General features: G+C 59.0%; 20 protein-coding genes and 1 tRNA gene. 19 read left to right on the top strand and 2 right to left on the bottom strand.

Annotated elements, in window-relative coordinates; all coding sequences use genetic code 11:
* Positions 1-249 precede the first annotated feature (249 nt).
* The 18 genes from SH664x_RS12620 to SH664x_RS12535 all read left to right on the top strand — a co-directional run bounded on the left by SH664x_RS12620 (position 250) and on the right by SH664x_RS12535 (position 19,701).
* Positions 250-447: a hypothetical protein gene (locus SH664x_RS12620; protein WP_437201423.1), complete on the top strand. Its 198-nt coding sequence runs from the start codon at positions 250-252 to the stop codon at positions 445-447.
* 644 nt (positions 448-1,091) lie between these two features.
* Positions 1,092-1,739 (top strand): cytochrome c3 family protein, encoded by a 648-nt coding sequence (locus SH664x_RS12615; RefSeq protein ID WP_437201422.1) that lies wholly within the window; start codon positions 1,092-1,094, stop codon positions 1,737-1,739.
* A 92-nt stretch (positions 1,740-1,831) separates the two neighbouring features.
* Positions 1,832-4,864, top strand: coding sequence for a TAT-variant-translocated molybdopterin oxidoreductase (locus SH664x_RS12610; protein ID WP_437201420.1), 3,033 nt, complete (start codon positions 1,832-1,834; stop codon positions 4,862-4,864).
* On the top strand, positions 4,861-6,207 hold the full coding sequence (nrfD, locus tag SH664x_RS12605) for an NrfD/PsrC family molybdoenzyme membrane anchor subunit (RefSeq protein WP_437201418.1): 1,347 nt from the start codon (positions 4,861-4,863) through the stop codon (positions 6,205-6,207). Before SH664x_RS12610 ends, nrfD begins: the two co-directional genes overlap by 4 nt.
* Entirely contained in the window at positions 6,204-6,758 is a 555-nt protein-coding gene (locus tag SH664x_RS12600; protein WP_437201416.1) for a DUF3341 domain-containing protein, read from the top strand. Before nrfD ends, SH664x_RS12600 begins: the two co-directional genes overlap by 4 nt.
* Entirely contained in the window at positions 6,739-7,401 is a 663-nt protein-coding gene (locus SH664x_RS12595) for a c-type cytochrome (RefSeq protein WP_437201415.1), read from the top strand. The genes SH664x_RS12600 and SH664x_RS12595 overlap by 20 nt, the downstream gene beginning before the upstream one ends.
* A 45-nt stretch (positions 7,402-7,446) precedes the next feature.
* Complete coding sequence (locus tag SH664x_RS12590) at positions 7,447-8,631, top strand: hypothetical protein (RefSeq protein ID WP_437201413.1); 1,185 nt, start codon at positions 7,447-7,449, stop codon at positions 8,629-8,631.
* Positions 8,628-8,999: a hypothetical protein gene (locus SH664x_RS12585; RefSeq protein ID WP_437201411.1), complete on the top strand. Its 372-nt coding sequence runs from the start codon at positions 8,628-8,630 to the stop codon at positions 8,997-8,999. Before SH664x_RS12590 ends, SH664x_RS12585 begins: the two co-directional genes overlap by 4 nt.
* Entirely contained in the window at positions 8,996-9,850 is an 855-nt protein-coding gene (locus SH664x_RS12580) for an SCO family protein (protein WP_437201409.1), read from the top strand. The genes SH664x_RS12585 and SH664x_RS12580 overlap by 4 nt, the downstream gene beginning before the upstream one ends.
* Positions 9,843-10,814 (top strand): cytochrome c oxidase subunit II, encoded by a 972-nt coding sequence (gene coxB, locus SH664x_RS12575; RefSeq protein WP_437201407.1) that lies wholly within the window; start codon positions 9,843-9,845, stop codon positions 10,812-10,814. Before SH664x_RS12580 ends, coxB begins: the two co-directional genes overlap by 8 nt.
* Positions 10,815-10,858: 44 nt before the next feature.
* Positions 10,859-12,484 (top strand): cytochrome c oxidase subunit I, encoded by a 1,626-nt coding sequence (gene ctaD, locus SH664x_RS12570; RefSeq protein ID WP_437201405.1) that lies wholly within the window; start codon positions 10,859-10,861, stop codon positions 12,482-12,484.
* A gap of 160 nt (positions 12,485-12,644) precedes the next feature.
* The gene (locus SH664x_RS12565; RefSeq protein WP_437201403.1) at positions 12,645-13,322 is read left to right on the top strand and encodes a cytochrome c oxidase subunit 3 family protein; all 678 of its coding nucleotides are present in this window, start codon (positions 12,645-12,647) and stop codon (positions 13,320-13,322) included.
* A 116-nt stretch (positions 13,323-13,438) separates the two neighbouring features.
* Entirely contained in the window at positions 13,439-13,822 is a 384-nt protein-coding gene (locus tag SH664x_RS12560; RefSeq protein ID WP_437201402.1) for a cytochrome C oxidase subunit IV family protein, read from the top strand.
* 177 nt (positions 13,823-13,999) lie between these two features.
* Positions 14,000-15,838: a carbamoyltransferase family protein gene (locus tag SH664x_RS12555; protein WP_437201400.1), complete on the top strand. Its 1,839-nt coding sequence runs from the start codon at positions 14,000-14,002 to the stop codon at positions 15,836-15,838.
* Positions 15,839-15,865: 27 nt separating this feature from the next.
* Positions 15,866-16,279, top strand: a complete 414-nt coding sequence (locus SH664x_RS12550) for an SxtJ family membrane protein (protein ID WP_437201399.1) — start codon at positions 15,866-15,868, stop codon at positions 16,277-16,279.
* 462 nt (positions 16,280-16,741) lie between these two features.
* Complete coding sequence (locus SH664x_RS12545; protein ID WP_437201397.1) at positions 16,742-18,052, top strand: BBP7 family outer membrane beta-barrel protein; 1,311 nt, start codon at positions 16,742-16,744, stop codon at positions 18,050-18,052.
* Between the two features lie 143 nt (positions 18,053-18,195).
* Positions 18,196-18,990: a ferritin-like domain-containing protein gene (locus SH664x_RS12540; protein ID WP_437201395.1), complete on the top strand. Its 795-nt coding sequence runs from the start codon at positions 18,196-18,198 to the stop codon at positions 18,988-18,990.
* Between the two features lie 156 nt (positions 18,991-19,146).
* The gene (locus SH664x_RS12535; RefSeq protein WP_437201394.1) at positions 19,147-19,701 is read left to right on the top strand and encodes a flavoprotein; all 555 of its coding nucleotides are present in this window, start codon (positions 19,147-19,149) and stop codon (positions 19,699-19,701) included.
* Positions 19,702-19,715: 14 nt separating this feature from the next.
* Here the strand turns inward: SH664x_RS12535 and SH664x_RS12530 are convergent, their stop codons facing one another.
* On the bottom strand, positions 19,716-20,552 hold the full coding sequence (locus SH664x_RS12530) for a carbon-nitrogen hydrolase family protein (protein WP_437201392.1): 837 nt from the start codon (positions 20,550-20,552) through the stop codon (positions 19,716-19,718).
* Between the two features lie 73 nt (positions 20,553-20,625).
* Positions 20,626-20,698 (bottom strand) — tRNA-Gly (locus SH664x_RS12525).
* Positions 20,699-21,123: 425 nt separating this feature from the next.
* Between SH664x_RS12525 and SH664x_RS12520 the strand changes: the two genes are divergently transcribed.
* Positions 21,124-21,684, top strand: coding sequence for an REP-associated tyrosine transposase (locus SH664x_RS12520; RefSeq protein WP_437201390.1), 561 nt, complete (start codon positions 21,124-21,126; stop codon positions 21,682-21,684).
* The last annotated feature ends 228 nt before the right edge of the window (positions 21,685-21,912 follow it).

Raw genomic sequence — 21,912 nt, 5'->3', positions numbered from 1 at the left:
GCAAACGTTCCCCGGATCAACGCTTGCGGTCATTTCCCGCCGCCCGTGGAGGGAGTCAGCGGGCCGCTTGGCTGGCGGCCCTTTGGAGAAGTTCGAGACGACCGCCCGTTTTTTGCTTGTTGACCCGCCGGACGCGCGGCACACTCGTTGCTGCTGGCTGTAACGGTCCTGCTTTGAAATCCGATCAGGCTCTGAGTCGCGATTGCGCTCGCCGATCAGCGATGTGAGCCGACAGAAGGAGTTGTCTCCATGTTTCGCACAGCGTTTACGCTCGGAGGCGTGCTTTTTGAGTTGGTCTCCTATGCCTCCGGGGCGGAGGTCGCCGGCAGTGCCGCAGTCGCTGGAGGAATTGTGACGTTCCTGCACGTTGTGATCACGAGTCAGTTTTTCACGGCGACCGTGGACCGAATTGCAGGTTGTTCACTGCCGGAAGTCACTCGGGGGTGATTCCCTCTGGCAGTGGCATTCAGTCCGTTGGCTGCTCCCGGTCTCGACCGGTTGATAGGGGGTTCCGTGACCGGACTGGGAAGCGCGTCTGGAAGCCGACCTTTCAGATCGGTGGGAAGATTGCAAGATGGCCCAGGGGGCCGAGGGAAATTTCTCAGCTTTCGTATCGGTGCAGGCTGATGTTCTTCCGGGGGCTCGTTGTTGAAACTCAGTCTCGACCGATTTGAATGAATTCGTGTCGCCTGAAGGCAAGAGTTGCCGTAACGATGCGGCGAGTGGCTAAGCCCCGATTGTTCGGAGGTTGGCGAGTGAATTCACTGGCCGGAGTCTCGTTTGACGTGCTGGCTACGTCCTCTCATTCCGGGTCACGTCGAGCCCACAGCCCGGTCCGAAATGGTGGTTCGGGGTAACGTATCAATGCGGGCTGGTTTGTTGGGGGTGCGAGGGTCATATCAGCCTCGATCAGTCTCACAAACAGAAATTGCGTTGCCAGACTCTGAAAAGATTCAAGGGCGACTTTCACTCTAAACGACTTCTCCTATTCTCTAGCGATGTGAGGCGACGATGCCACCGGTCGGCCCGTCGCTGTTCGGTTTTCCAGGGAGAGTTCGGGCTCAGCCCGACACTGACAAGAAGCGGAGCCTATGCCCCAGGTCTTTCACCCGAGCATGAACACGTTCGCTCGCGTGAGCATCTTTGGCGCGCTTTTCCTTGTGCTCGCGCTCGGGGGTGTCGTCGCAGCAGTTGCGCGTTCTCCATACTTGACAGAAGCCGGCGTGGTCCGCTCCCAGCCGGTCCCGTTCAGTCACCAGCACCACGTCGGTGACGTTGGAATCGACTGCCGTTACTGCCACAGATCTGTTGAAACGGATGCGTTTGCCGGCATTCCGGCGTCGCAGGTGTGCATGGACTGTCACTCCCAGCTGTGGGCCACCGCGCCGATGCTGGAGCCGATCCGGGCCAGCGTGCGTGACAACAAGCCGGTGGAGTGGACCCGGGTCAACGACCTGCCGGATTATGTGTACTTCCATCACGGCATTCACGTGAGTAAGGGCATTGCCTGTGAAACGTGCCATGGCCGCGTGGACAAGATGCCGTTGATGTGGCGAGAAAAGACGCTCCATATGACCTGGTGTCTGGATTGCCACCGCGAGCCTGAGAAATTTGTTCGGCCGAAAACCGATGTTCTGGCCTTTGGCTGGAAGCCGGATTCAGCAACTCCGAAGCCGTCCGAACTGGTCGACAAGCATCACATCACCAGTCAGACCAATTGCTCGGTCTGCCATCGGTAACAGAGAAGTCAGTCAGTAGGAAGCGAACGGCTGCCGAGTGGCAGTCCGATGACAGTCGCAAGGTCTTGAACATTCAATCGTCACGGGAATTCATGGTGTCGGACAACGGTCAACAGCCGGAAACTCCACGGAGCGAACCTCGCTTCTGGAGGTCGCTCGCCGACTGGGAAGGCGATCCCCAGTTTCTGTCGAGAGTGCGGCAAGAGTTTGCTCCGGGCGCGGAATGGTGGATCGACCAGCCGTCTCGCCGTGCCTTTCTGAAGCGGATGTCGGCGTCGTTCGCGCTGGCCGGTCTGACCGGCTGCGTGCGGCAGCCCAAGGAAGAGATTGTTCCTTACGTTCAGACTCCGGAAGATTTCGTTCCTGGTCAGACCCTGTTTTTCGCCTCCGCGATGGCACAGCCGGGCGGGGCGATCGGGATTCTGGCGCAGAGCCACGAAGGTCGGCCAACCAAGATCGAAGGGAATGCACTGCATCCCGCGAGCCTCGGTTCCACCGATACCTATGCTCAGGCGCACGTCCTGAACCTGTACGATCCGCATCGCTCCCGCGTGGTCCGCACCGGTGACCGGCTCAGCAACTGGCCTGACTTCACGGCCTCTCTGCAGCCTCACCTGGACGAACAGCGGGCACAAGGAGGCAGCGGCCTGCATGTGCTGACGCAGGGGATCATCTCTCCGACGCTGCAGAGCCAGTTACGGGCCTTCCTCGACCTGTATCCGCAAGCTCGCTGGTATCAGTATGACCCCAGCCTTTCGACCGAAGCTCCGCGCGGTGTCGAACTGGCGTTCAATACCAAAGCGACCCCCCACTACAAGCTGGCCGACGCCGATATTATTTTCTCCCTGGATGCTGATTTCCTGGGTGAAGGGGTCTCGCGCGTTCGTCTCGCACGCGAATTCGCCGCACGTCGCCGATATCTGAAGGGGGACGCCGCGAAAATGACGCGGCTCTATGTCGCCGAGACGACCCCCTCGATCACCGGAGCGAGTGCCGATCACTGGCTGCGACTGACTCCCGGACAGCTCAGCGGCGCGATTGTCGCCCTCGCGAAAGAGATTGGTCTGAATGTCGAGGCGATCTCTGTTGCCGCCGCAGATCAGCCCAGCGAAGCGACCTCGCATTGGATCAAGGTGCTGGCGGAAGATCTGAAGGCCGCCCGCGGACGGTCCGTGATCATTCCTGGCCCAGCCTTGCCGGCAGCGGTTCAGGCGTTGGTCCACACTCTGAATTCAGAGTTGGGCAATGTCGGTCAGTCCGTCACGTTCCACGAGCCAATTGACGCGGTTCCGAATGCCAAGCCCGGCACGATTGTGGAACTGGCCAAAGCCATCGACGATGGTCAGGTGGAAACCCTTCTCGTTCTCGGCTTTGATGCCGTCTACACGGCACCGGCAGAACTGAATCTGGCCGAGAAGATCCTGAAGGTGCCGTTCACTGTCCATTATGGACATTACGTGGACGAGACTGCGGCTGTCTGTGAATGGCATCTGCCGGCCACACATGAGCTGGAAGAGTGGAGTGACGTCCGAGGCGAAGACGGCACCGTCACGATCATTCAGCCGCTGATCGCGCCGTTGTATGACGGCCGCTCCCTGCACGAGCTGTTGAATCTGCTCGTGGGCAATGTGGATTCCTCGGGGCGTGATACCGTTGAGAAATACTGGCGGGAACAGTTTGGCGCCGATGCCGAAGCAAAGTGGAAAAAGTCGCTGCAGGACGGTGTGATTGCCGACACCGCGAGCAAGCCGGTCAATGTCACGCTGGCGGGGAACGCGGCCGAAGTCATCGCCCGGAACTGGATCAAGGAAACCTCCAGCGGAGAACTGTTCACTCTCGTCTTCCGGAACGACGTGAACTTGCTGGATGGACGGTTCTCAACCAATTTCTGGCTGCAGGAGCTCCCTCGCCCGATTTCGAAGTTGACCTGGGGAAATACCGCCTGGATCAGCCCGGCCTCCGCGGCGAAACTGAATCTGAAAAACGGCTCGCACATCGCCATCAAGCGGGCCGACATCACCGTCGAACTCCCTGTCTGGATTCAGCCCGGCCAGCCGGATGGCGTCCTGACCCTGTCCACTGGACACGGTCGGCAGATCGCGGAAGCCGACGTGGTCGGTGTGAACGTGAATCCGCTCCGTACGGTCGCCAACTGGTGGCAGAGTTTCGCGGAAGTGGAGTCCACCGGTCGTAAGACGGTGCTCGCAACGACTCAGGATCACCATCTGATGGAAGGGCGCGACCTCGTGCGGGTTGGCTCACTCCAGCAGTTGCAGGCAGATCCCGAGCATCCTGAATTCATGCATGTCGGGCACGGTCACTTCCCGCCCAAAGACAAAGAAGGCAATTACCCGACGCTGTATCCAGACCGTCCGGAAATTGGCCCGCAGTGGGGAATGTCAATCAATCTGGGAGCCTGCACCGGCTGCAATGCCTGTGTGGTCGCCTGTCAGTCCGAAAACAACATCCCGGTGGTCGGTGCCGATCAGATCCGCCGCGGCCGGGAAATGCAGTGGCTGCGAATCGACAGCTACTTTGCGGGCGAACCGGAGTCGCCGGAGATTTATCATCAGCCGGTCACCTGCATGCACTGCGAACACGCACCGTGCGAGCCGGTCTGTCCGGTCGGTGCGACGACGCACAGCGATTCCGGTCTCAACGAGATGACCTACAACCGCTGCATCGGGACCCGCTACTGCTCGAACAACTGCCCGTACAAGGTGCGACGGTTCAACTTCCTCGACTTCCGCACGGAAACGAAGGAAGAGCCGGTGCTGCAACTGCTGCAGAATCCGAATGTCACTGTCCGCAGCCGCGGCGTGATGGAAAAGTGCACATACTGCGTGCAGCGGATTAATAGCGTTCGCATCAACGCGAAGATTGAAGACCGCGAGATTCGCGATGGCGAGGTCGTCACTGCCTGCCAGGCAGCCTGCCCCAGTCAGGCGATCGTCTTCGGTAACGTGGCCGACAAGACAAGTGAAGTGGCTGCCCGTAAGGCGGACCCGCTGAACTACGGTTTGCTGGAAGAACTGAATACCCGTCCCCGGACGACATATTTGGCTGCTGTGAAGAATCCTAATCCCAAACTCGTCCCGGTCGCGACGGCCAAGGAGCATGGATGACGACTGAAACCCATCCGACGCACGCTCCGGAACCGTCATCGATCCGTTCCGTTTCCGACCAGATCAGCGCGATCGTCCTGAAAGAGGGTGTTCATCGCGGCTGGGTCCTGGGGCTGATGCTGTCGTTTTCACTGGTGATGCTGCTCCTCGTGAGCATCACATACCTGTTCGTGGAAGGTCTTGGCATCTGGGGGATTAACGTTCCCGTCGGCTGGGGCTTCGCTATCGTCAACTTTGTGTGGTGGATCGGCATCGGCCACGCGGGAACCCTGATTTCCGCGATCCTGCTGCTGTTCCGGCAGGAGTGGCGGACCTCGATCAACCGCTTCGCCGAAGCGATGACCCTGTTCGCCGTCGCCTGTGCGGGGATCTATCCGCTGCTGCACATTGGTCGTCCGGAATATGCCTACTGGCTGTTCCCCTATCCGAGCACCATGGGAACCTGGCCGCAGTTCCGCAGCCCGCTGGTCTGGGACTGTTTCGCGGTTTCTACCTACGCCAGCGTCTCCGCGATGTTCTGGTATATCGGTCTGATTCCCGACCTCGCGACTCTGCGTGACCGGGCAAAGAGCAAGATCCCCCAGTACATTTACGGCGCATTGGCCATGGGCTGGCGCGGTTCTTCCCGTCACTGGAAGCGCTATCAGGATGCCTACCTGTTGTTGGCCGGACTGGCCACGCCGCTGGTGCTGTCGGTGCATACGATCGTGAGTTTTGACTTTGCCGTCGGTCAGCTGCCCGGCTGGCACGCGACGATCTTTCCGCCGTACTTCGTGGCCGGTGCGGTGTACTCCGGCTTTGCGATGGTGCTGACGCTCGCGATTCCGCTGCGTTACGTCTATCGCCTGCACGCGTTCATTACGGATCGGCATCTCGACAACATGTCGAAGGTGATGCTGGCCGCCGGCCTTATCGTGGCTTACGGCTACCTGATGGAGCACTTTGTGGCGTGGTACAGCGCTCACAGCTTCGAAGAGTTCATGATTACCAACCGGATGTTCGGTCCGTACGCCTGGTCTTACTGGTCGCTGATGATCTGCAACATTGCGATTCCGCAGCTGCTGTGGTGGGGCAAGGTTCGCACCAATCCTTACGCCTTGTTTGTGATTGCAATCATCATCAACATCGGGATGTGGCTGGAACGGTTCGTGATCATCATCACCAGTCTGCATCGCGACTTCCTCCCGTCGTCGTGGGGGATGTACTACCCGACGTTCTGGGACTGGTCGACCTACATCGGCACGATGGGCCTGTTTGGAACCCTGCTGTTTGTGTTTATCCGGGTGCTGCCGATGATCTCGATCTTCGAGATGCGGGAACTGGTCCATGAGGCAGAACAATGACAGCAGCAAAAGAATCACCCAAAACATACGGGCTTCTGGCAGAGTTCAACGACAGCGAGTCGCTGATCCATGCCGCCCGCACCGTGACCGAAAAGGGTTACGTGAAGGTCGAAGCCTATACGTCGTTCCCGATTGAGGAACTGTCGAACGCGTTGAATTTTCGCCGCTCGGGACTGCCGCTGGTGGTGCTGATTGGCGGGATCCTCGGCTGTGCCGGGGGGTATTTCATGCAGTACTGGCTGTCGGTTCACGAATATCCGCTGAACATTGGCGGACGCCCGAACCACAGCTGGCCGGCCTTTATTCCGGTAACCTTCGAGTTGACCATTCTCGTCGCCGCACTGTCGGCGGTGCTCGGAATGCTGGCTCTCAACGGCCTGCCCCGGCCGCACCATCCGTTGTTTGCGATTCCCCAGTTTGAACGTGCAAGTACCGACGGCTATTTCCTCGGCATCCAGGCGATCGATCCGCTGTACGATGAAGAGGCGACAGCCGCTCTCCTTCGTGACCTTCAGGCAAAGGAAGTGATTCATGTTCCGATGTCTGAATGATTCCAGTGGCCGCGTGAAATCGGGAGTCGAACGCGTGAGTGTCCCAGTGCTGAAGAGCACGTTCCGCCGCTTGCAGTTGCCGGCCATTCTGGGAATGTCCCTGATGTGTCTCGGCTGCGTGCAGGAGATGGCGAATCAGCCTCGCGTCGACGTGATGGAGCCGAATCCCGTTTTTCAGGAAATCCCTGAGACACGCGAACCGGTGCCGGGAACGATTGCTCGAGGACGGAATATCGAAGTCAATGCGTTCACCACGGGAAAAGACGGGAACGAGCTCGTCACCAAGATCCCTGCTCCGGTCACCGAAGAGCTGATCAAGCGGGGCCAGAGTCGTTACGGAATTTTCTGCCAGCACTGCCACGGTCCGGCCGGAAATGGCGATGGCATGGTGGTTCAGCGAGGCTTCCCTGCTCCTCCCAGCTATCACAGCGAGCGCGTGCGGTCGCTGTCTGATGGGAAGATTTTCCAGTCGATCACAGAAGGCTTCGGACGGATGCCGGCCCTCGGCAAACGAATCAGCCTGGAAGACCGTTGGGCGATTGTTGCCTACGTCCGTGCGTTGCAGTTGAGTCAGAACAGCCATCTCGAGGCTCTACCGGCTCAGGCGACGACGACGGCGCCCGCAGAAGAGAAATCACACTAGACCAGGTGTTTCCCCGAAACATCGACTCTTAATCAAACTAAGTGAATGACTGAACTTCGCTCACAATCTGACACAAGCCCCCTGGTGCCGGCGACCGGTCCCCTGACCATTGTCGCTCTCGCAGCGGCAGGAGTCGGCTTGCTGGGCATGTTTCTCAAGCCCGAAGCCTTCTGGGCCGGTTACCTCGTGGCTGCCCTGTACTGGCTCGGTGCCTCACTGGGCTGCCTGGGCATTGCCCTGATCCACCGGACCTCCGGCGGACGCTGGGGACGCGCAATCGGACGCCAGCTGTACGCCGGTGTCGGCTCGACCTTTTTCGGTCTGCTGGCAGTGGCACTCGTGGCGGTCGGTTCCAAGCACCTGTTCCCTTGGGCGGTGCATGATCAGGCTCATCATGACCTGAATCACCATCAGCAGATTTACTTTTCCACTCCGTTGCTGCTGGGACGATTTATCGGGTTCAGCGCGCTGTGGCTACTGACCGGAGCTGCCTTGATCCGCCGCTACCGGCAGACCGCTGGCGACCCGAATACCCCGGTCAATGCCGGAATCGCCCCCCCGTCGCTGCTGCTGTTCTTCATCACGACCAGCTTCTTTATCTTCGACGCGGTTCTGTCGTTGACGCCCGGCTGGTCGTCCTCGCTGTTCCCGCTCATTCAGCTGATGAGCTACGGTATCACCGCGATGGCGATCTGCATCATCGTCCGGACCCGGACACTGCCGGTGCAGAATCCGGATCAGATCCGACTGACTCACGACCTCGGCAACCTGCTGATGGCGTTCAACCTGCTGTGGACTTACCAGGCATTCTCTCAGTACCTGATCATGTGGTCGGGGGACCTGCCGCAGGAAGTCGACTGGTACCTGCAGCGACGGACACCTGTCGGGGGAATGGTTTCCATCGGCCTGTTCCTGTTCCACTTTGTGATTCCGTTCGGCCTGCTCCTCTCGCGCGATCTAAAGAAGAATCCGCGTGCTCTGGCAGGCGTGGCGCTGCTGCTGATGGTGATGTGCCTCGTCGACAATGCCTGGACAATCCTCCCCTCCTGCCATACCTCGCAGGGACTGGCGATCCTGTTCATGCTGACCAACTGGATTGGTCTGGGGGCGGGCTGGATTCTGGTTTTTAATCGCAAGTATCTGTCACTGCCGGTCTCTCTGGTTCCGGCAGGCGGACACGGACATAGTCATGCGTCTGGCACGGCACATTCGGCGGGAGGTGCCCATTGAACGGTCCTGAAGCTCTCGAAGAGTTCCGCGGAACCTCTTCTGGTAAATTGAGTATAAAAGCGGTCGTGGTCACGCTCGCTTCACTTTTAGCCCTGGTCACTGTGTCGCTCGGCCTGATGTGGGGTTTTGAGCAACTGCTGAAACCAGTGTTGGCCCACAAACAGCCTGTCGAACTTCGGACCTCTCCTTCAAGACCGGCGTTGGCTCCACTGGACCCGTTTCAGCAGCAGCAACGCAAGGCTTATGAAGAGGCACAGCGGAAGTTGTTAACCAGCTACGGCTGGATTGATGAAAAGCAGAAGATCGCACACATCCCGATTGAACAGGCGATGAAAGAGATCGTCGAGCAATACGGAAAATCGAAATGAGAACTCGCGGCGGCAGTTTGTTCACTCCTGGCGGAGTCATCCCCGTCTGCCTGCTGGCAGTGCTGGTGATGTCTCGCGTGGGAGTTGCGCAGCCTGCGTCACCCGCGTCCGAGATTGGGTTCGACCAGCACCTCGGTGCACAGATTCCGCTGGAGCTGGAGTTCCAGAATTCCAGCGGTGAGAAAGTCCGGCTCGCGGACTATTTCGGTAAGAAGCCGGTGATCATCACTCCGGTCTATTACAAGTGCCCGATGCTGTGCAGCCTGGAACTGAACGGTCTGGTGCGTTGCCTGCGGGCGATGAAACTGGACGTCGGCAAGGACTTTGACATTGTCACGGTGAGTATCTCTCCGGAAGAGAAGTCACCGCTGGCGAACCAGAAACGAAAACAGTATCTCGCTCAGTATGGACGGGAAGGGGCCGAAAATGGCTGGCACTTCCTGACCGGTGAGCAGGAACCGATTACCAAATTGTGCGAGACGGTCGGCTTCAAAAGTAAATTTGATCCGGCGACTCAGCAGTATGCACACGCCGCCGGGATTGTGATCTGCACCCCCGAAGGCAAAATTTCGCGGTACCTGTTCGGTGTCGAATTCGTACCGCGCGACCTGCGGCTGGCAATTGTCGAGTCGTCGAAGGGGACGGTCGGCACGCTGACTGATCAGGCGATGTTGTTTTGTTACATGTATGATCCGACACGCGGCAAGTATGGACTGGCAATCTTGAACATCATTCGCACGGGAGGGGTCGTGACCCTCTTGGCACTGGTCACGGGGGTTTATCAGATGCTCCGTCGCGAGCGCCTGACGTCACAGCCGCCGAAGGTTGCGGCGGGAGCGTCATATGGATAAGCGGCAGTTTCAATTCTTTCCTGAGCAGGCATCGACGTTCGCCAAGGACGTGGACGTGCTCTACGGGTTTCAGGTTGCAGTCACGATCTTTTTCACGCTGCTGATCTGCGCGTTGATCCTCGGCTTCGGGATCTATTACCGGCGCGGATCAAAGGCGAAGCGTGGCAACCAGTCGACCAGCACGCTGATGGAACTGATGTGGGCCAGTGTCCCGCTCGTTCTGTCGATGACGATGTTCGCCTGGGGAGCCGTGATTTTCTATCAGGAACAGGTCCCCCCGCCGAATACCCTCGACATCGAAGTCGTGGGGAAGCAGTGGATGTGGAAGGCCCAGCATCCGGGTGGCATGTCGGAAATCAATTCCCTGCACGTGCCGGCTGGTCAGCCGATCCGTCTGCGGATGGTGAGTGAAGACGTGATTCACAGCTTCTTTGTGCCGGCATTCCGCGTGAAGCAGGACGTCCTTCCGGGCTATTACACACAAATGTGGTTCCAGGCGACCAAGCCGGGAGACTACCACCTCTTCTGTGCGGAATACTGCGGGACCGATCACTCCCTGATGAAGGGAACGGTCACCGTGATGGAACCGACCGAATACGCCCGCTGGCTTTCCGGTTCGACCAACGATCCGCCAGCCGTCGCCGGACAGAAGCTGTTTGAGCGGTACCGCTGCAATACCTGCCACAAGTCTGAGGGAGGCGGCAACGGCCCCTCTCTCGTCGGCCTGTATGGCCGCGTGGAGCCGCTCGCCGGTGGCAAGACGATTGTCGCCAATGAACAGTATCTTCGCGACTCGATCCTGAATCCGCAGAAGCACATCGTGGCTGGCTTCCAGCCGCTGATGCCTTCCTTCCAGGGACAGATTAACGAGTCGGAAGTGCTCGCGCTGATCGCCTACATGAAGACCCTGAAGACTGCCGAAGCAGACGCACCGGTCAACGCGACGCCGGACGCCAAAGAATAATTCACCCGGTCCGACGGGCCGCTGCCAAACAAAGATATTCGATCGTGAAACGGAATTATCTCAACGCGGATTACAACGTCTGGTCCTGGTTTTTTACCGGCGACCATAAACGTATCGCGATTATGTACCTGATCAGCATCACGCTGTTCTTCTTCCTCGGAGGAGCGGCAGCGGTGTTGTTTCGTCTGGAACTGATGACTCCCAAGGGAGATTTCGTCATTCCGGAAACCTACAACAAGCTGTTCACGCTGCACGGCGTGATCATGGTCTTCTTCTTCCTGATTCCGGCCGTGCCTGCGGTGCTGGGCAACTTCCTGATGCCGATGATGATCGGTGCCCGCGACCTGGCATTCCCCAAGCTGAATCTGGCCAGCTGGTACATTTTCATGCTCGGGGGGCTGTTCACGATCTGGGCGATCCTCACCGGGGGTGTGGATACCGGGTGGACGTTCTACACCCCGTATTCCAGTACCTACGGGAATACGAGTGTGATGGCTGCGGCACTGGGCGTGTTCATTGTCGGATTCTCGTCGATTCTGACCGCGTTGAACTTCATTGTGACCACACACACGATGCGGGCTCCCGGGTTGAGCTGGTTCCGCCTGCCGCTGTTCGTCTGGGCGAACTATGCCACGAGTTTGATTGTGATTCTCGGGACTCCGGTGCTGGCGATCACCGTCGTGCTGGTAGGGATCGAGCGTTTCTTCCGCGTCGGGATTTTTGATCCGGCACTCGGAGGCGATCCGCTGTTGTTTCAGCATCTGTTCTGGTTCTATTCCCACCCGGCGGTGTACATCATGCTGCTGCCGGCCATGGGCGTGGTCAGCGAACTGGTCGCCTGCTTCTCCCGGAAGAAGATCTTCGGCTACAAGTTTATCGCGTACTCCAGTCTGGCGATCGGTGCCCTCGGCTTCGTGGTCTGGGGCCACCATATGTTCGTCAGCGGTCAGTCGATGTACGCCGGGTTCGTGTTCTCGTTCCTGAGTATGCTGGTCGCTGTTCCGTCGTCGATCAAAGTGTTTAACTGGACCGCGACCCTGTACAAGGGGAACGTGATCTGGAACACGCCGATGCTCTACGCCCTCGGGTTTATCGGGTTGTTCACCATTGGCGGACTGACCGGACTGTTCCTGGCGACACTGGCTGTCGACGTGCACGTGCACGACACCTACTTCGTGGTGGCCCACTTCCATTACATTATGGTGGGGGGAGCCGTGATGGGTTACCTTGGGGGGATTCACTTCTGGTGGCCCAAGATGACCGGCCGGATGTATCCGGAAGCGTGGGGACGTTTCTCCGCGATCCTGATTTTCTTCGGATTCAACCTGACCTTTTTCCCGCAGTTCCTGTTGGGATACCTGGGGATGCCGCGGCGGTATCACGCCTATCCCGAAGAGTTCCAGGTTCTCAACGTCATGTCGACTGCCGGGGCTTCGATTCTGGGAATTGGATACCTGCTGCCGCTGGGGTACCTGCTCTGGTCGCTCAAGTTCGGACCGAAGGCGGGTGACAACCCCTGGGATGCGGCCGGATTGGAATGGAAGTCCGAATCACCTCCAGTGACCGAGAACTTTACGACCATGCCGGTCGTCGATTTCGAAGTGTATGACTACGAGCCACGCAAATCCGAGCCGGAACACCATCAGGATCTGAAGCACGCCGGTTCGTAATGTTCGGCTCCTGGCCGCAGTGTGGCAGACATCAAGCTGCCGCTGCGGAGAGGGGACAGAGTCAACTCCAGTTTGAATCAACCGGAAACGTCAGGTGCACCGGAACCGGGTGATCCCGGCAGCTCCCACGAGCCACCCTGAGAAAGTGAAACTTTCACGAATGACTTCCAACGCACATTCCCCACATCTGGTACACCAGTTCGATGATCTGCAGCAGCAACGGCTCGCTGCGACACTCGGAATGTGGTCGTTTCTCGTCACCGAGATCATGTTCTTCGGAGCGATGTTTCTCGGCTATGCCGTCTATCGCTTCTGGTATCCGGAAGCCTGGGACCTGGCCAGCCGTCATCTCGATCTCGTTCCGGGGACGATTAATACCATTGTGCTGCTGGCGAGCAGTCTGACGATGGCCCTCGCCGTGCACTGGAGCAAGCATGACGACGCCCCCCGCACGCAGAAGTTTCTGCTGGCGACCATCGGGCTCGCCTTCGTGTTCCTGTTGATCAAGGCCTACGAGTATCACCACAAATGGGCCGACCATCTCGTGCCGGGACCCTATTTCAAATGGCACGGGTCCACCGACCTGCATGGGCACCCGATTGCCAACCCTGAAGCGCTGCAGCTGTTCTATTCGTTCTATTTCGTCATGACTTCCTGGCACGCCATTCACATGGTGATCGGCATCTGCATTCTGGCGCTGCTGTGGTGGCAGAGCCGGCGGGGCAAGTTCCACCAGGGTTACAACGTTTCCATCGAGAATACCGGCCTGTATTGGCACTTCGTCGACATTGTCTGGGTCTTTCTGTTCCCCCTGCTCTACCTGATCGACCGGACCTAGAGCAGGTCATATTGCCAGTGCCCTCGTAGAACTCGATTCGTTAAAACAAGGTTCTGCGTGGCGAGGACAGATCAGCCAGAAATCAGATTGCTCTTACCATGTCACACGATTCGACCATGCATTCCAGTTCTTCCCATTCCGACGCTCATGGTGATCCGCATCATCATCTGCGAGCCTACTATGCCGTGTTCGCCGCCCTGATTCTGCTGGTGGGAGTGACGATCGGCGTGTCGATGATTCCGATGGGGAAGCTGGCGGCGGTGATTGCTCTGGCGATTGCGACGTTCAAAGCCGTGCTGATCGTGCTGATTTTCATGCACGTCAAAGACGAGATGCCGCTGATCCAGGTGTTTGCCTTTGGCGGATTCTTCTGGCTGGTCTTCCTGTTCATGTTTGTGTTCAGCGATTACGCGACCCGGAACGTCATGCATGCCTATCCGCAGGTGACTCGTTCTGCAGCCGAGGCGCCCGATGATCCGTCCGTGACAGCGGAACATTGATCTCGCCTCATCGAGCACGATACCACGCAGACTCGCCGTACTGTGCAGTTAACGTTTGAGCGCGTGTGCTGTGTCACCAGTCGCCAATCTTGGAATCGCAGAATGTCACTGGGCAGTGTGTTCGCAGCGGGTGCACTTGGTCGACGGCAGCCGAAGGATGCGGCATAATCTTCTGCCATGAGCAGCATCCTCGGAATCTCGGCCTATTACCACGATTCCGCAGCGGCATTGATTCAGGACGGCCGGATTGTGGCCGCGGCTCAGGAAGAACGCTTCACGCGAAAAAAGCACGATGCGGCATTTCCGTCACGTGCTGTCGATTACTGCCTGCAGGCGGGCGGCATTTCAGTCTGTGATCTCGACTATGTCGGCTTCTATGAAAAGCCGCTGCTGAAGTTCGATCGTCTGCTGGGGACGTATCTCGCTTATGCTCCGGCAGGGTTTCGCTCCTTCGCCAAGGCGATGCCGGTCTGGCTGCGGGAGAAGCTGTTTCTCAGGCGGAATCTGCTGAAGTCGCTCGGGCACGGCTATCGTCGCAGAATCATCTTTCCGGAGCATCACCAGTCGCACGCAGCGAGTGCTTTCTTCCCCTCCCCGTTTGAGGAAGCAGCCATCCTGACGGTCGATGGGGTCGGGGAATGGGCGACAGCCACATTCGGTGCGGGGCGGGGCAATCGGATTGTGCTGCAGCAGCAGCTGAAGTTTCCGCATTCTCTGGGGATGTTGTACACCGCGTTTACGTACTATTGCGGCTTCCGGGTGAACTCGGGCGAGTACAAGTTGATGGGACTGGCTCCCTATGGACGCCCCGAGTATGCCGATCTGATCCGGAAGCGGCTGTTGAATCTGCGGGAAGACGGGTCCTTCCGCATGGAGATGAGCTACTTCAATTACTGCCAGGGTCTGACCATGACCTCGGCGAAGTTTCACAAGCTGTTTGGCCGCCCGCCGCGCGACCCCGAATCGCAGCTGGAACAGTTTCATATGGATCTGGCCGCTTCGATTCAGGTGGTCACGGAAGAGATCCTGCTGAGAATGTGTGCCCATGTGCAGCGCGCAACCGGGATGAAGAATCTCTGCCTCGCGGGAGGTGTGGCGCTCAACTGCGTGGCGAATGGACGCATCCTGCGGGAAGGTCCCTTCGAGCAGATCTGGATTCAGCCCGCTGCGGGAGATGCCGGCGGTGCACTCGGTACGGCCCTGTTCATCCATTATCAACTGCTGGGGCAGGAGCGCAGCGGTTCCGCGCGAGATCATCAGCAGGGCTCGTATCTGGGCCCGGCTTACACCACAGCGGAAGTGCGTGCTGCGCTCGACCCGCACGGTGCTGTCTATCGGGTCTATGAACAGGAAGACGAACTGCTGAATGCCGTCGTCGATCAGTTGGTGCAGGAAAAAGTTGTCGGCTGGTTTCAGGGGCGGATGGAGTTCGGTCCGCGGGCACTGGGGGCACGGAGTATTCTCGGCGACCCGCGCAGCCGGTCGATGCAATCGGTGATGAATCTGAAGATCAAGTTCCGCGAATCGTTTCGCCCCTTCGCACCAGTGGTTTTAAAAGACCGGGCCCCGGAATTCTTTGATGTGTCCCCCGGCTACGACAGCCCTTACATGATGCTCGTTGCGCCGGTGCATGCACGCCAGCGTCTGCCGGTTGACGAAAAATCGCAGGGTCTGTTCGGGATCGAACTGTTGCTGCAGCCCAGATCAAACATTCCGGCAGTCACACACGTCGACTATTCCGCGCGAATCCAGACTGTCGATGGGGTCGACCACCCGCGCTATTACCGGCTGCTGCAGGAGTTCGACCGGCGCACAGGCTGTGCCGTGCTGGTGAATACCAGTTTCAATGTGCGGGGAGAACCGATCGTCTGCACGCCCGAGGAGGCCTATCAATGCTTTCTCAATACAAATATGGATGCGCTCGTTCTGGAGAACTGTCTGCTGTTGAAACAGGAGCAGCCGGAGCGCAACGGGGCGAATTCCGCGGAATACCTCGCCCGCTTTGCACTCGATTGATTTTCGCCCCCTCGTGAGAAACCGATCATGATCGAGTTGAAACTGAATCCGACCGACCGGGAGCTGCGGGTCTTCGCGGTAGGGCTGGTTCTCTTCGCCGTGTTGGTGTGCGGAATTCACGGATATCGACACGGCAACTGGCAGCCGTTGTGGATACTGGGACCGCTGGCATTGCTGCTGGCAGGGGTTGGACTCGCCGTTCCGCGTGCGATCCGCTGGCTGTATGTCGCGTGGATGGTGGCCCTCTTCCCCATTGCCTGGGTGACATCGACGCTCTTGCTCGCGCTCGTCTTTTTTGGGGTGTTGATGCCGATTGGCTGGCTCCTCAAGTGGACTGGAAGACAGCCGCTGCCGCTGCAGAATGAGTCAGCACGGGAGACCGACTGGGAGCCAGTTCCCCAACGGGAGGAAAGCCCGGAACGCTACTTCCGGCAGTTCTAGAGCAGGTTGCTCTGTCCAGTCCCCGCGCAGCAAGCGTTTCGTTTGATGAAATGCTCATTTTCGCGTGGCGAGAAGGGGGCAATCAAAGGTCAAAAGGCTCTCAGTGCCTCGAACCACGGATTTCTCGTTGGCAATCCGCCCGTGCTCCCCCTGTTCAGTGCGACGTCTCGCTTCGGTCGAAGCGGATTCGCAGCGGTGACGCCGCCCTGTTTCTTCCGACTCTCCGGCAGAATTTGCCGCTGGTGCATGATAGGGGACACAGGCGAATCCGAAGCTGGGAACTCTGCGCCGTTCTGTTGGCAATGTGGGGAACGGGAGTGCTCGTACAGGCGCCAAAACCGGAAAAGTTTCTCCAAGTTGTCGATGCGGCACAGCCGATACATCCGATACGGAGCGATGGCTCGCGCTGCTGCAGCGGAGCGCGATTTCATCGGCGGCCCAAGCTCGACCAGGACGGACATTATGAATCGTTGGACCACCGGCATTTTCTTGGCGCTCGGGAGTTTGGCTCCCACCGTTTGCCCGGCGCAAGGTCCGTGGGCCCCGCCCGGTGTCCAGCAATCGGGCTACCACAGCATGATCGACTCCGGGCCCGCTTACCCGCAGGCCTGGGGAGCACCTCAATACTGCCCACCCGGCAATGCTGAACAGGTGATGGCACAGCTCGTTCCCGGCGGCCCCTACTGCTACGACACCGATTCCCGGGCTCATCTCGATTTCAGTGAAGCGATGGCGGGCAGCTACTTCCGGCTCGACTATCTGCTCTGGGATATTACCGACGGCAAAGGAACTCTGCTGGGGGCTCCCGTCAGCTCCAGTGCCGATCTGAGCGGACAGGATCGAAACAATCGACTCCCCGCTGTCGACCCGATCACGGGACCACGGGCGTTGACGTCCGCCATCGTCCCCAGCATTGGAGAAGCCAGCAAAAATGACCTGAACGGCCTGCGTGCCACGCTCGGCGTGCCGATGGTCAACGGTGTTCTCGAAGCGGAAATCTTCACCCTGCAACAGGCCGAGTGGAACCGCTCCATTTACCCTTTCGTCGATCAGCCGTTCTCAGGTCTGACCGACACGCAGATCGGTGCGACAACTCTGCTCAACAACGGAGTACCGGTTGCCAACCGGATGATCCTGTACAGTCAGGACTACCACGCAAGCCTCAAATCGGACCTGTGGGGAACAGAAGGAAACTGGGTGTTCAATCCGTTCACTCCCAATGTTCCCCTGGAATGGTCAGGTATTGTCGGGTTCCGGTATCTGCAGCTGAAAGACCAGTTGCGGATTAACGGAACAGACATTCCGGATCCCGTGAACGACCCGACGAATGCATTGAATCACGAGATCCTGTCGTTGGCCCGTAACCAGATTTTTGGACCACAGATCGGTTTGCGCGCGACGACCACCGTCAGCCGCCTGCAGCTGTTCTCCGAACTCAAGCTGATTGCGGGGATCAACCGGGTCAGTGATTCCGTACACACCGAACAGATCTTCAGCTCGACAGAAGCGAATGTGACCGATGCCGACACCGTTACCCGCTTCGCCCCGATGCTGGATCTGTCTGTCTACGGCAAGTTCCAGATGAACGATTACCTGACGATCTTCGCCGGTTACGACTTTCTGATCGGCGGCGGGTTTTCGCGTTCTTACAATAACATCGATTACAACTCGCCAGGTTCGGTCACAGCCCCTTCCCTGCTCGGCCTGAAGCATGAGAAAGACTCCTTCATGGCACACGGTCTGACCCTCGGGGGGGAACTGACCTGGCGATAAGCCATCACCCCTCAACGTTCGGTCCCCTCCTGTCGGGATGTTGGTTCCGGCAGAAGGGTTGCCTCTCAACAATCGAAGCGTTCATCCGTTACACTGCACAGGTCTGATGAAATTCAACCTCTGTCTGTGTGACTGTGCCGGATATGGAAATTCGCGAATTCGCCGAACAGGTCTTACTCTCGGCTGAAATCGACACCAAGCTGACGAGTCCACCCTGGCCGCTCACGGATCATGAGCCCGGTGCTCCCCGGCGATTTCCCGAACCTGTCCGTCCTGCCAATCTGCAGTTCGCGCCCCGCAGAACGGCGCCGGCTCTCCCCTCTCCCGAATCGCTGAAAGCGGAGGGGAAGCGTGCGATCGCGCATCACATCATGGCCAATCATGAGCTACAGGCACTTGAGGTGATGGCCTGGACGCTGCTCGCTTTTCCGGAAAGTCCCGCTGAGTTTCGTCAGGGGGTCAGTCGGATCATGCTCGATGAGCAACGTCATACCCGTATGCACATGGAACGTGCTGCCCGGCTGGGAGTAACGTTTGGCAGCCTGCCGGTGAACTGCTACATCTGGAAGAAGGCACTGTCGTTTACTTCGGTGCTCGATTATCTCGCGGGGTTGCCACTCGTTTTTGAAGGGGCGAACCTCGATCACACGCTGGAACTGGCTACCGCCTTCAGCGCCGCCGGAGATGAGCGGAGCGCAGCGCTGATGCGTGTGATCCACCGGGATGAAATCGAACATGTCCGCTTCGGCATCCACTGGCTGCGAACGTTGAAGCCGGACGGTCTGTCTGATTGGGAAGCCTTCGAACGGCATCTCCATTGGCCACTCCGCCCCGCGAAATCGCGGGGGCGACAGTTTCAGCGGGACGCCCGCAAGGCAGCGGGTCTAGACGACGATTTCATCCGTCGCCTGGAAGATGTCGATCTATCGGAGCTCTAAGGCAGATGTGTGCGTGACTCGCTCCCGCACTCCCACGACAGGGGTTTCGTGTTGTCAGGAGCAGGGCTTTGTGCGCCGACGCCGGCCGCTGCTGCCACAGACTGCAGATTCCGATAGAATTCTCTCACAAGTTTCAGAAATCGTGGGAGTACGCTGATGTCACTGCGGGGACGTGAAATTCTGGTGGGAGTCTCTGGCGGCGTGGCTGCCTATAAGACGGCCGATCTCGTCAGCAAACTGGTGCAGCTGGGCGCGGGCGTGTCTGTCGTGATGACCCACTCCGCACACCGGTTCATCGGGCCCACGACGTTCGAGGCGTTGACCAACCGCCCTGTCTACACCGAGCTGTTCGAACCCAAGGAGCATTTCCTGGGCGAACATATCGGGCTGGCGCGGCGGGCTGAGTTACTGGTGATCGCTCCCGCGACAGCCAATGTGATCGGGGCCCTTGCCCATGGTCTGGCCGATGATCTGTTAACGACGCTCGCTCTGGCGGTCACCTGTCCGGTGCTGGTCAGTCCCGCCATGAACAACGAGATGTGGTCCAAACCGGCGGTTCAACGCAACATTCAGCAGCTGCGTGGTGACGGTGTACTGATCGCCGGTCCGGGGGAAGGCTGGCTCAGCTGTGGGGTGCGTGGCCCTGGTCGAATGCTGGAACCGGCCGAACTGCTGCAGCAGATCGAAGGGCTGTTCGCACCGCAAGTCTGATCGGCGGTGGTGTCTCAGGACCGGGGACGATTCGGTTCCACGAGCGCGCCGTAGAATTCGGGGCGTCGATCGAGGAAGCGATGCACCGCCTTCTCGATGGGAGGCCGACCGACCCACTTGTCGCGCGACAGCGCCGGGTCGATCTCCGCGTACAGAACCGTCTCTTCCACTCCCGCCTTTTCCGTGAGCAGCTGTCCTGATGGTCCGACAATCTGGCTGCCACCGATGAAGCGAAAGCCGGCCTCTTCCCCGACCCGGTTACAGCCGGCGAAATAGACCTTGTTCTCGAGCGCACGGGTCCTCAGCACATGGTCCACCATGCCATCGGCACCCGTGGGGAAATTCGTAGGGAGTGCAATCAGGTCGGCACCCTGCAGCGCCAGAGCTCGGATCATCTCGGGAAATGCCGAGTCGTAACAGATCGCGATCCCGACCTTGACTCCCAAAATTTCATGGACCGCAAACGGCTCGGTCCCTTCGGACGCGAAGCGATCGATTCCCAGGCCCGGCAGATGGACCTTGCGGTAGTTCGCGACGAGTCCTTCCCCGCCGACGAGCGCGGCAGCGTTGTACACGCTGCTCCCGTTCTCTTCGAGGAGCCCGAAGAGTGCGTAGCCGCCAATCTCCGCCAGCACCTGTTGAAACTGCTGTGTGGCCGGCCCGGGAACCGCCTGCGCAAAGGGTCGACCCTGCTCCAGCGAGTCAAAGCAGTAGCCGGTCAGCGCGCATTCCGGGAAAATGGTCAGCTCGGCACCATTCGCGCGGGCTGTGTGCAGCGAAGCCAGCATCCGCTGAAGGTTGTGTGGAAGGTCACCGAGGCGGACGTCCATTTGCACGACTGCGATTTTCATGGGGCGGAACCTGCGGAGGGAACAGTCAAACAAAAAAGTCCCGCTGGCCCTGACGAGTCAGCGAGACTGTGAAAGCGGGTGAAGGGGCTCGAACCCTCGGCCTTCAGCTTGGGAAGCTAACGCTCTGCCAACTGAGCTACACCCGCAAGGTGTTTTTTTGCCAATCACTTACGTCTCTGTCGTTTGGCTGGAAATGCCCAAGTGACGACGGAAGTGACGACATTTTGAGATCTTAACAGGAGATCCCGCCGTGAGGAAGCCATTTTGGAGCCCCCGTCGTCAGCGTTGGTTCGTCCGTCAGGGAACCACGCAAATCAATCTCGGACCGGACAAAAAAGAGGCCTTTCAGAGGTAGCATCAGCTGATGGCCGACAAGGCCAGCCAGCCGGAGAATCCCTCCAGTCCAAGAGCCTCCGAGACCATTGACAGGTTTCTGGAGTGGAGCCAGAAGCATCAGGCCGGGTGCCCGGGTTGAGTGAGTGAAACCTGGGGTGCCACCGGCTCTGTGAGCCGTGCGAGCGCGGAGTGGACGAGGATCAAACCCGCCAGCATAAACACGAGGAGGATGTGAATGCCAACCTCCCACCGCCAGCGTCGCCGGGCGATCAACGAGCCAGGGCATGCCCATTTCCTCACGTTCTCCTGCTTCCGTCGCTGGCCGCTGCTCAACAAAGACCGGCCACGGCAGTGGGTGGTCGATGTCTTGCAGCAACTTCGAGAACAGCAGCAGGTTGCCTTGTGGGCAGATGTGATCATGCCCGAGCATGTTCACATTCTACTGGATCCCCGCGAACCGGATTACGAAATGCGACGGATTCTGGCAGCCATCAAGTCACCGGTCTCCCGGCAGGCGAAAGCGTTCCTGCAAGCTGCCGGGGAAGTGGATTGGCTCCAGCGACTGACGGTGCATCGAGGGGGCCGGACGGTGTTCCAGTTCTGGCAAGCAGGAGGGGGATATGATCAGAACCTGTGGAACGACCGACCGATTCAGGCGGTCCTTGAGTACATCCACGCGAATCCCGTGCGGCGGGGGCTGGTGGGGCGTCCGACGGATTGGAAATGGTCGAGTGTCCGCGCCCCTGCGGGAGACATGGATGTCCCACTCCGAATGGACCCGGTGGACCTGTCATGAACGGCCCACGACATCCGGCACGGCTCGCAGAGCCGATGGCACCCGAAATGAATGTCAACCCGGGCACCCGGCCTCTTATCGAAGCGGACCTCCGGCGACTCGCCTCCGCCAAGAGGCTTGAGCTCAATTTCCACGGCTCAATGTCCTCTCCGCAGGACAGCGAACTTCCCCGGCCTGATTTGGGGAAAACCTGTGAATAGTGTATGTCTTGATTTGAAGCCATGGAGA

The sequence above is a fragment of the Planctomicrobium aquicomposti genome (genome assembly GCF_051466325.1).
Classification (GTDB): domain Bacteria; phylum Planctomycetota; class Planctomycetia; order Planctomycetales; family Planctomycetaceae; genus Planctomicrobium.
The sequence above is the reverse complement of the archived record's forward strand: the minus strand, read 5'-3'. Positions and strand labels throughout refer to the sequence as shown.

Coding starts and splice junctions, on each gene's coding strand:
- SH664x_RS12620 (WP_437201423.1), top strand. CDS start 250: ATGTTTCGCACAGCGTTTACGCTCGGAGGCGTGCTTTTTGAGTTGGTC.
- SH664x_RS12615 (WP_437201422.1), top strand. CDS start 1,092: ATGCCCCAGGTCTTTCACCCGAGCATGAACACGTTCGCTCGCGTGAGC.
- SH664x_RS12610 (WP_437201420.1), top strand. CDS start 1,832: ATGGTGTCGGACAACGGTCAACAGCCGGAAACTCCACGGAGCGAACCT.
- nrfD (WP_437201418.1), top strand. CDS start 4,861: ATGACGACTGAAACCCATCCGACGCACGCTCCGGAACCGTCATCGATC.
- SH664x_RS12600 (WP_437201416.1), top strand. CDS start 6,204: ATGACAGCAGCAAAAGAATCACCCAAAACATACGGGCTTCTGGCAGAG.
- SH664x_RS12595 (WP_437201415.1), top strand. CDS start 6,739: ATGTTCCGATGTCTGAATGATTCCAGTGGCCGCGTGAAATCGGGAGTC.
- SH664x_RS12590 (WP_437201413.1), top strand. CDS start 7,447: ATGACTGAACTTCGCTCACAATCTGACACAAGCCCCCTGGTGCCGGCG.
- SH664x_RS12580 (WP_437201409.1), top strand. CDS start 8,996: ATGAGAACTCGCGGCGGCAGTTTGTTCACTCCTGGCGGAGTCATCCCC.
- coxB (WP_437201407.1), top strand. CDS start 9,843: ATGGATAAGCGGCAGTTTCAATTCTTTCCTGAGCAGGCATCGACGTTC.
- SH664x_RS12565 (WP_437201403.1), top strand. CDS start 12,645: ATGACTTCCAACGCACATTCCCCACATCTGGTACACCAGTTCGATGAT.
- SH664x_RS12560 (WP_437201402.1), top strand. CDS start 13,439: ATGCATTCCAGTTCTTCCCATTCCGACGCTCATGGTGATCCGCATCAT.
- SH664x_RS12555 (WP_437201400.1), top strand. CDS start 14,000: ATGAGCAGCATCCTCGGAATCTCGGCCTATTACCACGATTCCGCAGCG.
- SH664x_RS12550 (WP_437201399.1), top strand. CDS start 15,866: ATGATCGAGTTGAAACTGAATCCGACCGACCGGGAGCTGCGGGTCTTC.
- SH664x_RS12545 (WP_437201397.1), top strand. CDS start 16,742: ATGAATCGTTGGACCACCGGCATTTTCTTGGCGCTCGGGAGTTTGGCT.
- SH664x_RS12540 (WP_437201395.1), top strand. CDS start 18,196: ATGGAAATTCGCGAATTCGCCGAACAGGTCTTACTCTCGGCTGAAATC.
- SH664x_RS12535 (WP_437201394.1), top strand. CDS start 19,147: ATGTCACTGCGGGGACGTGAAATTCTGGTGGGAGTCTCTGGCGGCGTG.
- SH664x_RS12530 (WP_437201392.1), bottom strand. CDS start 20,552: ATGAAAATCGCAGTCGTGCAAATGGACGTCCGCCTCGGTGACCTTCCA.
- SH664x_RS12520 (WP_437201390.1), top strand. CDS start 21,124: ATGCCAACCTCCCACCGCCAGCGTCGCCGGGCGATCAACGAGCCAGGG.